Here is a 12,438-nt window from a genome sequence, read left to right on the forward strand (position 1 = left end):
ATCGACTCGTTGATCCGATGTCATACGCACGGCGGGGCGCTCCGCCCCTGGACACCAATGGAGGGACTCGTGGGAGTCAGCCTCAGCAAGGGCGGCAACGTTTCGCTGACCAAGGAGGCCCCGGGCCTGACCGCGGTCATCGTCGGTCTGGGGTGGGACGTCCGCACCACGACCGGCACCGACTTCGACCTGGACGCCAGCGCCCTGCTGCTGAACGCCTCGGGCAAGGTCGGCAGCGACGCCAACTTCGTCTTCTTCAACAACCTCAAGAGCCCCGACGGATCGGTCGAGCACACCGGTGACAACATCACCGGTGAGGGCGAGGGCGACGACGAGCAGATCAAGATCAATCTCGCCGCCGTCCCCGCGGACATCGAGAAGATCGTTTTCCCGGTCTCGATCTACGACGCCGAGAACCGCCAGCAGTCGTTCGGCCAGGTGCGCAACGCGTTCATCCGCGTCGTCAACCAGGCTGGCGAGACGGAGATCGCGCGGTACGACCTCTCCGAGGACGCCTCGACGGAGACCGCCATGGTCTTCGGCGAGCTGTACCGGCACGGTGCGGAGTGGAAGTTCCGCGCCATCGGCCAGGGCTACGCCTCGGGCCTGCGCGGCATCGCGCAGGACTTCGGCGTGAACGTCTGAGCCGGACGGCCACGTCACAGGCTCGCACCGGCCGGCGCCGCACCGTTTGCGTGCGGCGCCGGCCGCGCAGGACAACGGAAAAAGCACCATCTCGGGGAGGACCAGCATCATGGGCGTCACGCTCGCCAAGGGGGGCAACGTCTCCCTGTCCAAGGCCGCACCCAACCTCACGCAGGTGATGATCGGGCTCGGCTGGGACGCGCGCTCCACCACGGGCGCACCCTTCGACCTGGACGCCAGTGCCCTGCTGTGCAACGGCGGGCGGGTGCTGGGCGACGAGTACTTCGTCTTCTACAACCAGCTCAAGAGCCCCGAGGGCTCGGTGGAGCACACGGGCGACAACCTCACCGGTGAGGGCGAGGGCGACGACGAGTCGATCCTGGTCGAGCTCGGCCAGGTGCCCGCCCAGTGCGACAAGATCGTCTTCCCGGTCTCGATCCACATGGCCGACGAGCGCGGCCAGACCTTCGGGCAGGTCAGCAACGCGTTCATCCGCGTCGTCAACCAGGCCGACGGCCAGGAGCTCGCGCGCTACGACCTCAGCGAGGACGCCTCCACCGAGACCGCGATGATCTTCGGTGAGCTCTATCGCTACCAGGGCGAATGGAAGTTCCGTGCAGTAGGTCAGGGGTACGCGTCCGGCCTGCGGGGCATCGCTCTAGACTTCGGAGTCAATGTTTCGTAAAGCCGAGTACGGCGCGGGGGAGACCCGTACCTACAGGATTGGGTAGCCAGTGCTTCTGAAAACCTTCGGCTGGTCGTTCGCGATTACCGCGCTCGGTCTGGTCGCGGCGGTCTTCTACGGGGGGTGGGAGGCCTTCGGGATCGTGGCGATCCTGGCCGTCCTGGAGATCTCCCTCTCGTTCGACAACGCGGTGGTCAACGCCGGGATCCTGAAGAAGATGAATGCCTTCTGGCAGAAGATCTTCCTCACCGTCGGCGTGCTCATCGCCGTCTTCGGCATGCGGCTGGTCTTCCCGGTCGTCATCGTCGCGATCACGGCCAAGATGGGCCCCGTCGAGGCCGTCGACCTCGCGCTGAACAACAAGGACCGCTACCAGGAGCTGGTCACCGACGCCCACCCGGCGATCGCGGCCTTCGGCGGCATGTTCCTGCTGATGATCTTCCTCGACTTCATCTTCGAGGAACGGGACATCCAGTGGCTGCGCTGGATCGAGCGGCCGCTGGCCAAGCTCGGCAAGGTCGACATGCTGTCGGTGTGCATCGCCCTGGTCGTCCTGCTGATCACCTCCTTCACCTTCGCCACCCACGCCCACCAGCACGGCGGCGGCCACGTCGACAAGGCGCAGACGGTCCTGATCGCCGGCATCGCCGGCCTGATCACCTACATGGTGGTGGGCGGCCTGTCGGGCTTCTTCGAGGACCGGCTGGAGGAAGAGGAGGAGCGCGAGCACGAGGCGGAGGAGGAGGCCGAGCGCACCGGCCGGAAGAAGCCGCCGATCGTGCTGGCCGGCCAGGCCGCCTTCTTCATGTTCCTCTACCTGGAGGTCCTGGACGCCTCGTTCTCCTTCGACGGCGTGATCGGCGCCTTCGCCATCACCAACGACATCGTGCTGATGGCGCTGGGCCTGGGCATCGGCGCGATGTACGTCCGCTCGCTGACCGTCTACCTGGTCCGCCAGGGCACCCTGGACGACTACGTCTACCTGGAGCACGGCGCGCACTACGCGATCGGCGCCCTGGCGGTGATCCTGATGGTCACCATCCAGTACGAGATCAACGAGGTCATCACCGGCCTCGTCGGCGTCATCCTGATCGCCTGGTCCTTCTGGTCCTCCGTCCGCCGCAACCGCGCCCTGGCGGAATCCGAGGGAAACGCGGGCTCGGACGAGAAGGCCGAGGTCTCGGCCCCGCTGTAGGGCACGGCCTCTCCACCGGGTTCGATCCAGCCCGCTTCGCCCGTCGGGTGTGTCGCACCGGCGGGTGAGGGAACGCTCTGTGCGGGGCGGCCGGCCTCCGGCCGCCCCGCCGGTACTTTCGAGGGACGGCCGGGTCCGCCGGGATCCGGGTGAGGGTGGGGGCGGGAATGGGTTTCTTCGACGGACTCTGGCGTGGACGCGACGCCGACTTCGACTCGGGCAGCGCGGCCACCAACTCCATCGAGCTGACCAAACGGCACCATCAGGTCTCGCTCACCAAACAGGGAGCGGCCACGGGCCATCTGCGGGTCAACCTCAGCTGGCGGATGCGGACCTCGGACATAGGCGGCTCCCCGCGGGAGTCCCTGTTCCGCCACCCCTTCAAGGCGCTCAAGCCCGCCGAGATCATGGGCCACGGCCAGAGCATGGTCAACGTCGACCTCGACCTGGGCTGCCTGTACGAGCTCATGGACGGCACGAAGGGGGTCGTGCAGCCCCTCGGCGGCTACTTCGGGGACGTCAACGCGGCGCCGTACGTCAAGCTCAGCGGCGACGACCGGTTCGGATCGGCGTCCGGCGAGACGATGTACGTCAACCTCGACCACCGGGAGCAGATCAAGCGCCTGCTGGTCTTCGTCTACATCTACGACCAGACACCGGCCTTCGACCGCACGCACGCGATCGTCACGCTGTACCCGAGCAACGGCCCGCGCGTCGAGATCCACCTCGACGAACGCCACCCGCAGGCCCGCTCGTGCGCGGTCGTGATGATCGAGAACGTCAAGGGCGAGCTGGTCGTCCGCCGCGAGGTGAAGTTCGTCTACGGCTTCCAGGCCGAACTGGACCGCCTGTACGGGTGGGGGCTGCAGTGGGGCCGGGGCTACAAGTCCACGGCGGACCGCTGACCCCCCGCGGGGGACACCGGCCGCCGCGGGCCGTCCGTGGCCGGTCGCGCGGTTCCCCGCGCCCCGCCGGGGAGGCCGGTCAGCGGCCGATGAACTGCGGGCCCTGGGGCGGCAGCCGGAAGTCCGGGTCCGGGGCCGAGGTGACCGGGGGCGGGTAGCCGTAGCCGGACTGGGTGCCCGCCGCGGCCGCCGCGGGCTGCGGATAGCCGTAGGCGGGCTGGGTGGCGAGCGGCGGCTGCGGATAGCCGTACGCCGGCTGGGGCGGGACCGCGGTCGGCTGCTCCGGGGGCAGCGGCTGGGCGAACTCGGGCCCGGCCGTGGTGGCCGGCGGAGCCTGCGTGGAGCCGGCCGCGGCCTCCGACTCGTCCACCGAGATGCCGAACTCCGTGGCCAGTCCCTTCAGGCCGTTGGAGTAGCCCTCGCCCAGCGCGCGGAACTTCCACAGCCCGTCCCGGCGGTAGAGCTCCCCGCAGATCAGGGCCGTCTCCTGGCCGGTCTGGGGCTTGATGTCGAAAAGCAGCAGCGCCTCGTCCTCGGAGCCCGCCGCGTCGTACAGCAGGATGCGCAGCCCCTGCACCCGGTCGAAGGTGACGTCGTCGGCCGATGCGACCAGCAGAATCCGGCTCACGTCGGACTCGACTCCCGCCAGATCCGTCTGGATCGTGTCGGTGAGGCCGTCGGCGACCCTTTTCTTGCCGAGCCACCTCGCCTTCCCGGAGGGGTGCCGGGGCTGGTTGTAGAAGACGAAGTCCTCGTCGGAGCGCACACGGCCGTCGGGGCCCAGGAGCAGCGCGGAGGCGTCGACGTCGGGGACCCCCTGCCCGGGCGTCCAGCGCAGCACCGCCCGGACCGTGCCGGCCTCGAGCGGGACGTTCGACCCCTTCAGCATCGCGTGCGTCATGCGGTCATCCTGCCCTCTCGGTCCTGGTCACGACAATGCGGGGTGCCCGCACCGCGGCCCCTTCGGCGGTGCCCCGCAGCGCCGCCGCCATGGCCGAGTTACCAGAAATTCATGCCCGGCGGGAACCCCCGACATGGATCTCTACGTACTATTACCGGCCACCTCTTTACGAATCCACAGCTTTACCTTGCGCCACGGGGGAGTCCAATGCGTCATTTCGGGCACATCGCCCCTGAGGTGCGGCAGCGCCTCTTCCACCAGCAGCCGTGCGAGTTCGACGCGAACTTCCCGGCCCGGCTGCTCGCCGCGGCCCTGGGGGCCACCCTCTACAGCCCGAGCACCCGCCCGCGCCTCGCCGACGACATCCTCAAGCAGGCGGCGCACGGCGTGGTCTCGATGGTGCTGTGCCTGGAGGACTCGATCGACGACGCGGACGTGGTCGCGGGCGAGGAGAACCTCGTCCGCCAGTTCGCCGAGCTGGACGCGCGGGACGACGCCGGCCTCCCGCTGCTGTTCGTCCGGGTCCGCACCCCCGAGCAGATCCCCTACCTCGTCGATCGGCTCGGGCCGTCGGTGCGGGTGCTGTCCGGCTTCGTGTTCCCCAAGTTCACCGAGGAGCGCGGCATCCCCTTCCTGGAGGCCCTGGCGAGCGCCGAGGCCGCGAGCGGGCGGCGGCTGTTCGCGATGCCGGTGCTGGAGTCGCCCGAGCTGCTCTACCGCGAGTCGCGGGTGGAGAGCCTGGAGGGCATCGCCCGCGTCGTCGACAAGTACCGCGACCGCGTGCTCGCGCTGCGGCTCGGCGTGACCGACTTCTGCTCCTCGTACGGCCTGCGCCGGGCCCCCGACATGACCGCGTACGACATCCATGTCGTGGCCTCCGTGATCTCCGACGTGGTGAATCTGCTGGGCCGGGTCGACGGCACCGGATTCACGGTGACGGGTCCGGTGTGGGAGTACTTCCGGGTCCCGGAGCGCATGTTCAAGCCGATGCTGCGGACCAGTCCCTTCCTCGAGGGGCAGGCCGTCGAGCTGCGCGAGAAACTGATCGAGCACGCCATGGACGGGCTGCTGCGGGAGATCTCCCTGGACCAGGCCAACGGCCTGCTCGGCAAGACCTGCATCCACCCCTCCCACGTCCTGCCCGTGCACGCGCTGTCCGTGGTCAGCCACGAGGAGTTCGGGGACGCCGTCGACATCCTGCGGCCCGGGCGCGGCGGCGGGGGTGTGCTGAGATCGGCGTACACGAACAAGATGAACGAGGTGAAGCCGCATCGCGCGTGGGCCGAGCGGACCATGCTGCGGGCCGAGGTGTTCGGCGTCGCACGCGAGGACGTCAGCTTCGTGGACCTGCTCGCCGCCGGCGTGACCGGCTGAGCCTCACTACCTAGGGACGCATGATCAACGCGGTGAACAACGGGGTCTGGTCCGGCAGCTGGGTCGCGGAGCGGCTCGGCGTCGAACTCATGGGGGACGACAGGCTGACCGACCTGCTCGGGCTGGCGCTGCGGCGCAACCCCAAGCGGGCCCATCTGCTGGTCTCCCACGTGCTCGGCAAGCACGTACCGCAGTCGCCGTCCGTCGTGTACGGACACGGCTTCACGCTCGGCCGCCGGGTGCGGTACCTGCTCGGTGAGGAGGCCCGCGCGGCGGTCGTCCTCGGGTACGCGGAGACCGCGACGGGTCTCGGCCACTCGGTCGCCGACGGTCTGGGCCTCGCGCCCTATCTGCACTCCACACGCCGCCCGGTCGCCGGAGTGGCGGCCGCCGGCGGCTTCGAGGAGTCGCACTCGCACGCCACGTCCCACCTGCTGCTGCCCCAGGATCCCGCGCTGCTGGCGGGGGACGGGCCGCTGGTGCTGGTCGACGACGAGTTCTCCACGGGCAACACGGTGCTGAACACCGTCCGGGACCTGCACGAGCGGTATCCGCGCCAGCGGTACGTTGTGGTGGCCCTGGTGGACATGCGGTCGTCCGCCGACACGGGGCGGCTCGCGGACTTCGCGGCGGAGATCGGCGCGCGGGTCGACCTGGTGGCCGCCGCGTCCGGGACGGTGCGGCTGCCGGAGGGGGTGCTGGAGAAGGGGCGGGAGCTGGTGGCCCGGTACGAGTCTGCCGGTGCCGGGTCGGGCGGTTCGTCCGCTGCGGGTGCGTCGTGGCCGGTCGCGCAGCTCCCCGCCCCCCTGAAAGACGCCGGCGTGGCCGCCGACCCCGACGGCAACCCCCCAGGGTCGCTGGGAACTGCGCGACCGGCCCCCACACGCCCGCACCCGGCCACGCGTGTGGAGCTGAACTGGCCGCGCAACCTCCCGGACGGCGGCCGGCACGGCTTCACCCCCGCCCACCGGGCCCGTCTCGAAACCGCGCTCCCCGCCATGGCCGCCCGTCTCGCGGAGGCGCTCCCGGTGGACGCACGCCGCGTGCTGGTCCTCGGCTTCGAGGAGCTGATGTACGCGCCGCTGCGGCTCGCCCGCGAGCTGGAGCAGGTCGTCGACGCCGAGGTGCGGTACTCCACGACCACCCGCTCACCGGTCCTCGCCGTGGACGACCCCGGCTACGCGATACGCAGCCGCATCGTCTTCCCCGCGCACGACGACCCCGCCGACGGCCCCGGCGAACGGTACGCCTACAACGTCGCCGGCGCCGGGTTCGACGCCGTGGCCGCCGTGGTCGACTCCACCGCCGACACCCCCGAACTGCACGCGCCGGACGGCCTGTTGGCCCGGCTGGCGGAGCACACCCCGCACGTCGTCCTCGCGGTCGTGCCCTCGTACGTCCCCGAAAGGCCCGCCATGCTGCCCGAGCCCCTCCGCGGCCCCGCCTTCTCCTCGTACGCGCCCGAGGAGGTCGGCTGGCTGCTCCAGGACCTCTCGGACGTGACGCTGGAGGCGCCGACCGAGGAGCGGGAGGAGGCCATTCAGAGCGGTGGCGCGCACTACGCCGAGTCGCTGCCCGTCGAGTACCAGCCGAGCGAGCAGTACCAGGAGCTGTACCAGACGGCGCTGGAGGCGACCGCCGGCCGGCTGGCGCAGGCGGTGGGCGCCGTCACCGAGATCGTGCTCGCCGAGCGCCCCCACTCCCGGCACCGCCCCGGCGGGGGGACCTCCACGGCCCGGCCCGTCCTGGTGTCGCTCGCCCGCGCCGGCACCCCCGTGGGCGTCCTGATGCGGCGCTGGGCGCAGTTCCGGCACGGACTGGACCTGCCGCACTACGCCGTCTCCATCGTGCGCGGCCGCGGCCTCGACGCCAACGCCCTGCGCTGGCTGGCCGCCCACCACGACCCGGCCGACGTCGTGTTCGTCGACGGCTGGACCGGCAAGGGCGCGATCACCCGTGAATTGACCGCCGCGATCGAGGAGTTCGAGGCGTCCGACGGCATCACCGGGTTCGACCCGGAGATCGCGGTCCTGGCCGACCCCGGCTCCTGCGTGCGGACGTACGGCACCCGGGAGGACTTCCTGATCCCCTCCGCCTGCCTCAACTCGACCGTCTCGGGCCTGATCTCGCGCACCGTGCTGCGCGCGGACCTGGTCGGCCCGCACGACTTCCACGGCGCCAAGTTCTACCGCGAACTCGCGGGCGCCGACGTCTCGGTGGGCTTCCTGGACGCCGTCGCCGCCCGCTTCCCCGAGGTCGCGGACGCCGTCGACACACAGGCCAAGGAGCTGCTGTCCGGCGACCGCACCCCGAGCTGGGAGGGGTGGGCGGCCGTGGAACGCATCAGCGAGGAGTACGGCATCCACGACGTGAACCTGGTCAAGCCGGGCGTCGGCGAGACCACACGGGTGCTGCTGCGCCGGGTGCCGTGGAAGATCCTGGCCCGCGCCGGCGCGGGCGCCGACCTGGACCACGTACGGCTGCTGGCCGAACAGCGCGGTGTCCCCGTCGAGGAGGTCGGCGAATTCCCGTACACCTGCGTGGGGTTGATCCACCCCCGCTACACCCGCGGCGCGACGGGTGCCGACGGCAGGGCGGTGAACGTCTGATGCCGGTGCTGGTGGCGAGCGACCTCGACCGTACGCTGATCTACTCCGCGGCGGCCCTCGCGCTGACCATGCCGGACGCCCGGGCGCCCCGGCTGCTGTGCGTGGAGGTGCACGAGAGCAGGCCGCTGTCGTTCATGACGGAGACGGCGGCCGGGCTGCTGACCGACCTCGGTGACGCGGCCGTGTTCGTGCCGACGACGACCCGGACCCGCAAGCAGTACCAGCGCATCAATCTGCCGGGACCGCAGCCGACGTACGCGATCTGCGCCAACGGCGGCCATCTGATGGTGGACGGCGTCTCCGACCCCGACTGGCACGCCCGGGTGACCGCACGCCTCGCCGAGCGGTGCGCGCCGCTGGAGGAGGTGCGCGAGCGGCTGCTGGCGACCGCGGACCCGGCGTGGGTGCGCAAGCACCGGATCGCCGAGGACCTCTTCGCCTACCTCGTCGTCGAGCGCGAACTGCTGCCCGAGGACTGGCTCAAGGAGCTCGCGGTCTGGGCGGAGAACCGCGGCTGGACGGTCTCGCTCCAGGGCCGCAAGATCTACGCCGTCCCCAAGCCGCTCACCAAGAGCGCCGCGATGAGGGAGGTCGCCCGCCGTACGGGCGCCCACCTGACCCTGGCCGCCGGCGACTCCCTCCTCGACGCCGACCTGCTCCTCGCCGCCGACAAGGGCTGGCGCCCGGGCCACGGCGAACTGGCCGAGGCGGACTGGACGGCCCCGGCCGTCACGGCACTGCCCGAGCGTGGAGTGCTGGCAGGAGAACGCATCCTCCGGCAGTTCCTGACGGAGACCCGGGCGGCCGCGTCCTAGGGGGCCCGGGGCGCGGGGCCCGGGGCCGGCGTACGGCCGCCGCCGCGCGGACGCGGGTGCGCCCCCCGCGCGCGGACGCGGGTGCGCCCCCCGCGCGCGGACGCGGGTGCGCCCCCCGGGGTCTCCCGCGTCGGCAACGCCCCGGGTCACTGCACCCAGGGCGTGTCGCGCCCTAACCGCAGCACCCGCCACCACAGCAACCGCCCCCGCCGCCCCTCGGCGCCGCGGCCGGGGCGGACGTGGTTCCGCCCACGGCCACCGTCGACAGCAGCTTGACCGTGTCCGCATGCCCGGCGGGGCACACCGCGGGGGCGGACGACTCCGCCATCGGCCGGCTCATCTCGAACGTGTCGCCGCAGGTCCGGCAGCGGTACTCATAGCGAGGCATGCCACCAGACTAGCCGGGCGCGCGAGCGGCAGACGCGATCCGCATCCCACGGCCCTCAAGTGCCGAACCGATCGCCGGGTGAATCCCGTTGCGGGATTCGGATACGGAGATTTCGCGAAGATCGCTGGTAGCTTTCGCGCGTGACCGGGACAGCGCAGGGAAAGGGCAGGCGCCGCCTCGCCCCCCCGCAGTCGCCCGACCGGCCGACGGTCGTGAGGTGAAACACCCCCACCGCAAGGAGAGACCCAGTGAGACCGAGCAAGACCGTCGCGGGCACCGGCCGTTGCGCCGCCCTCGCCGCCGTGTCCCTGTCCGCCACCCTGCTGCCCCTGCCGGCCGCCCACGCGGCCGAGCCGGCACCGGCCCTGACGGCGGCGACCACCGACAGCTTCGGCCGCGCCGCGAACGCCCTGCTCACCAACCGCACGAAGGCCCTCGTCGCAGGTGCCCCGACCGCACGCAAGGCCCCGACGACCGCCGGCGGCCTGCCGCTGTCGGCCGCGGAGTCCACCTCCGAGACCGCCGCCCTGACGTCCCTGCACGGCACCCGCTCCCGCCTCGCCTCCCTCGGCGAGGCCTACACCGGCTCCGACACCGAGGTCACCGTCGACAGCATCCGCCTGCAGGGACGCGTCGCCGCCGTCCAGGTCACCGAGAGCACCACCCTGACGTACGCGAGGATCCGCGGCGACGAACCCGACACCACGGCCTTCGTCGCCCACCACGAACTCACCTTCGCCGCACGCCAGGACGGGACCTGGCAGCTCACCGGCGAACGCCTCACCGGCCAGGGCCCCCGCCCCGTCAACGCGCCCCTCCCGGTGGGCCTGGGAGCCGTGGTCCGCCCGGACGACGTGATCGACGCACCCCGCTCCGCCCTCACCCACCCCGCCCCCGCGAAGGCCAAGAGGCTCGGCAGCGGCGCCAGGTACCGGTACACGGCGATGGCCGCGTACGCCGAGAAGTACTGGAAGAACTACAACACCGCCTACCGTCAGTACAACGCCGACGGCGGGGACTGCACCAACTTCCTCAGCCAGTCCCTCCACGCCGGCGGCTGGAAGCAGGTGACGCACTCGACCACGGACTACGGCACCTGGTACTCCAAGAAGGCCGCCGACTCCGACACCTGGATCGGCGTCAACGAGTGGTCCTGGTTCACGCAGACCACGAAGCGGACCACTGCGCTCGCCTACGCGTACCAGATGGACGTCGGCGACGTGCTGCAGATCGACTTCGACAAGGACGGGGCCAAGGACCACTCGATGATGACCACCTACCGCAGCGCGAGCGGCATGCCCTACATGACCTACCACAGCTACGACACCTACCGGCGGTCGCTGTCGAGCGTCATCGCCGCAAACCCGAACGCCGCCTACTACGCCTACCGCAGCTAAGGGATGTCCGCTGCGAAGCTCCCGCCTGCCCGGCGGACGGACGACGCCGCCTTCGAAACACGCCCCGGCACCGCGACCGGAACGGCGCACCGGCCCACGACACCCGGCACGGCGCTGCCCGGCGCGCCGGCTCAGTGCCCGCCCCCGCGCTCCTCCCGGATCTGCGAGACCACCCGCGCCGCCGTCTGCCGCACCGCATCCGTCTCCGTCAGGAAGTGCCAGTAGTCCGGATGGCGCCCCTCCAGACCCGCGATCGCCCGGTCCAGCCGCGCCACCGCGTCGTCCAGCGGACGCGCATGCTCCGGGTCCGGCGTGCTGCGCCCCGTCATCGCCAGGCGCTGCGCGTCGCGGATCGCGAAGCGGGTGCGCTCGATCTCCTGCTGCGGGTCCTTCTGCACCGCGTTGAGCCGCTGCAGCCGGTCACGCGCCGCCGACACCGACTCGTCCGTGGTGTTCAGCAGCGCCCGCACCGTCGACAGCAGCGAGGTCGCGTCCGGCCAGCGCTGCTCGTCCCGCGCGGCCTGCGCCTCCTTCAGCTTCAGCTCGGCCTGCCGGACGTTCTCCCCGGCCCGCTCCGGCACATGCTGCAGGTCCTGCCAGCACGCGGCCACGAACCGCCGCCGCAACTCGCTCAGCACCGGATCCACCTGCCCGGCGCGCGTCGTCAGCGCCTGCGCGCGCGTACGCAACGACACGAGCCGGTGGTCGATCTCCGCGGCCTTCGCCGGCAGCCGCTCGGCCTCCGCCCGGACCGCCGCGGCCTCCCGCGCCACGCGCTCGGCCCGCTCCACCGTCTGCGGCACCCCGTGCTGCCCCGCCCCCTGGTTGAGCAGGGTCAGCTCGGGGGCGAGCGCGGCGAGCCGGGCCGCGAGATCGTCCGCCTTCAGCCCCGTCTCCCGTACGGCGTCCAGGGCGTTGGACGCGGCGAGCAGCCCCTGCCGGGCCCGCTCGACCGCCGGAGCGAGCCGGGCGAGCTGGGTCTCGGCCTTGCCGAGCAGCGGCCCGAGACCGTCACCGAAACGATCCAGCTCCCGCTTGACGTCCGTCAGCTCGTCCTTGGCCCGGGTGAGCGCGGTGCGCGCCTGCGCCGCGGCCGCGGCCTCCAGGTCGTCACGGTCGAGGTCGTACGCGTCGACCGCCTCGATGTACCGATGGCTGACCTCGTCGATCCGCCGCCCCAGCGCCTCGAAGTCGGTGACCACGCGCCGGGCGGCGGGGGAGTCGTCCACCGCCACGATCGTCTCGATCGAGATCCGCAGATCGCGCTGGGCGGTGTCCAGCTCGTAGAACGCGGCCGCCGCGGCGTCCTTCGCGGCCTGCGCCTCCGCCCGCTGGCTCTCGGCCCGGCCGCCGAACCAGCGCCGGGTGCCGCCGCCGGCGAACGCGGCGGCCAGCGCCGGCGCGGCCAGCAGCGGCAGCCCGACCAGAGCGAGGGTGTCCCTGAGCGCCTGACCGTGTGCGAACGCCCGACGGTGTGCGCGCGGCACCGACGGCCGGTACGGCTGCGAAGGTGTCGCCGTCACA

At 71.7% G+C, this 12,438-nt stretch carries 11 protein-coding genes; 8 read left to right on the top strand and 3 right to left on the bottom strand.

The annotated features are described in order from the left end of the window. The first annotated feature begins 69 nt into the window (after window positions 1-69). From ACIRPX_RS06155 to ACIRPX_RS06170, 4 genes are all read left to right on the top strand, one after another. A complete protein-coding gene (locus ACIRPX_RS06155) occupies window positions 70-645 on the top strand; it encodes a calcium homeostasis/redox stress adaptation protein (protein WP_404188928.1) in 576 nt (191 codons plus the stop codon). Between the two features lie 109 nt (window positions 646-754). Beyond that, window positions 755-1,330, top strand: a complete 576-nt coding sequence (locus ACIRPX_RS06160; protein WP_384249247.1) for a TerD family protein — start codon at window positions 755-757, stop codon at window positions 1,328-1,330. Window positions 1,331-1,379: 49 nt separating this feature from the next. Further along, a complete protein-coding gene (locus tag ACIRPX_RS06165; RefSeq protein WP_404188931.1) occupies window positions 1,380-2,525 on the top strand; it encodes a DUF475 domain-containing protein in 1,146 nt (381 codons plus the stop codon). 167 nt (window positions 2,526-2,692) lie between these two features. Then, complete coding sequence (locus ACIRPX_RS06170; RefSeq protein WP_404188933.1) at window positions 2,693-3,430, top strand: Tellurium resistance; 738 nt, start codon at window positions 2,693-2,695, stop codon at window positions 3,428-3,430. Between the two features lie 79 nt (window positions 3,431-3,509). Here the strand turns inward: ACIRPX_RS06170 and ACIRPX_RS06175 are convergent, their stop codons facing one another. After that, window positions 3,510-4,331: a TerD family protein gene (locus ACIRPX_RS06175; RefSeq protein ID WP_404188936.1), complete on the bottom strand. Its 822-nt coding sequence runs from the start codon at window positions 4,329-4,331 to the stop codon at window positions 3,510-3,512. Window positions 4,332-4,538: 207 nt separating this feature from the next. Between ACIRPX_RS06175 and ACIRPX_RS06180 the strand changes: the two genes are divergently transcribed. From ACIRPX_RS06180 to ACIRPX_RS06190, 3 genes are read left to right on the top strand one after another with little or no spacing between them, the layout of a single operon-like run. Next, entirely contained in the window at window positions 4,539-5,705 is a 1,167-nt protein-coding gene (locus ACIRPX_RS06180) for an HpcH/HpaI aldolase/citrate lyase family protein (protein ID WP_404188943.1), read from the top strand. 20 nt (window positions 5,706-5,725) lie between these two features. Continuing rightward, window positions 5,726-8,314 (top strand): phosphoribosyltransferase, encoded by a 2,589-nt coding sequence (locus ACIRPX_RS06185; RefSeq protein ID WP_404188945.1) that lies wholly within the window; start codon window positions 5,726-5,728, stop codon window positions 8,312-8,314. Beyond that, entirely contained in the window at window positions 8,314-9,129 is an 816-nt protein-coding gene (locus tag ACIRPX_RS06190; RefSeq protein WP_404188947.1) for an HAD family hydrolase, read from the top strand. The genes ACIRPX_RS06185 and ACIRPX_RS06190 overlap by 1 nt, the downstream gene beginning before the upstream one ends. Window positions 9,130-9,301: 172 nt before the next feature. Here the strand turns inward: ACIRPX_RS06190 and ACIRPX_RS06195 are convergent, their stop codons facing one another. After that, on the bottom strand, window positions 9,302-9,517 hold the full coding sequence (locus ACIRPX_RS06195) for a zinc ribbon domain-containing protein (RefSeq protein WP_404188949.1): 216 nt from the start codon (window positions 9,515-9,517) through the stop codon (window positions 9,302-9,304). Window positions 9,518-9,765: 248 nt separating this feature from the next. Here ACIRPX_RS06195 and ACIRPX_RS06200 point away from each other — a divergent pair, with 248 nt between their 5' ends. Continuing rightward, complete coding sequence (locus ACIRPX_RS06200) at window positions 9,766-10,914, top strand: amidase domain-containing protein (RefSeq protein ID WP_404188951.1); 1,149 nt, start codon at window positions 9,766-9,768, stop codon at window positions 10,912-10,914. 131 nt (window positions 10,915-11,045) lie between these two features. On the opposite strand, the gene ACIRPX_RS06205 is transcribed toward ACIRPX_RS06200, so the two are convergent. Continuing rightward, on the bottom strand, window positions 11,046-12,437 hold the full coding sequence (locus tag ACIRPX_RS06205; protein ID WP_404188953.1) for a hypothetical protein: 1,392 nt from the start codon (window positions 12,435-12,437) through the stop codon (window positions 11,046-11,048). Between the last annotated feature and the right edge of the window lies 1 nt (window position 12,438).

Source organism: Streptomyces sp. NPDC101225, from assembly GCF_044767585.1.
GTDB lineage: Bacteria > Actinomycetota > Actinomycetes > Streptomycetales > Streptomycetaceae > Streptomyces.

Excerpts from the sequence above, each read along its gene's own strand:
- ACIRPX_RS06160 (WP_384249247.1), top strand. The coding sequence starts at position 755 with ATGGGCGTCACGCTCGCCAAGGGGGGCAACGTCTCCCTGTCCAAGGCC.
- ACIRPX_RS06170 (WP_404188933.1), top strand. The coding sequence starts at position 2,693 with ATGGGTTTCTTCGACGGACTCTGGCGTGGACGCGACGCCGACTTCGAC.
- ACIRPX_RS06175 (WP_404188936.1), bottom strand. The coding sequence starts at position 4,331 with ATGACGCACGCGATGCTGAAGGGGTCGAACGTCCCGCTCGAGGCCGGC.
- ACIRPX_RS06180 (WP_404188943.1), top strand. The coding sequence starts at position 4,539 with ATGCGTCATTTCGGGCACATCGCCCCTGAGGTGCGGCAGCGCCTCTTC.
- ACIRPX_RS06185 (WP_404188945.1), top strand. The coding sequence starts at position 5,726 with ATGATCAACGCGGTGAACAACGGGGTCTGGTCCGGCAGCTGGGTCGCG.
- ACIRPX_RS06190 (WP_404188947.1), top strand. The coding sequence starts at position 8,314 with ATGCCGGTGCTGGTGGCGAGCGACCTCGACCGTACGCTGATCTACTCC.
- ACIRPX_RS06195 (WP_404188949.1), bottom strand. The coding sequence starts at position 9,517 with ATGCCTCGCTATGAGTACCGCTGCCGGACCTGCGGCGACACGTTCGAG.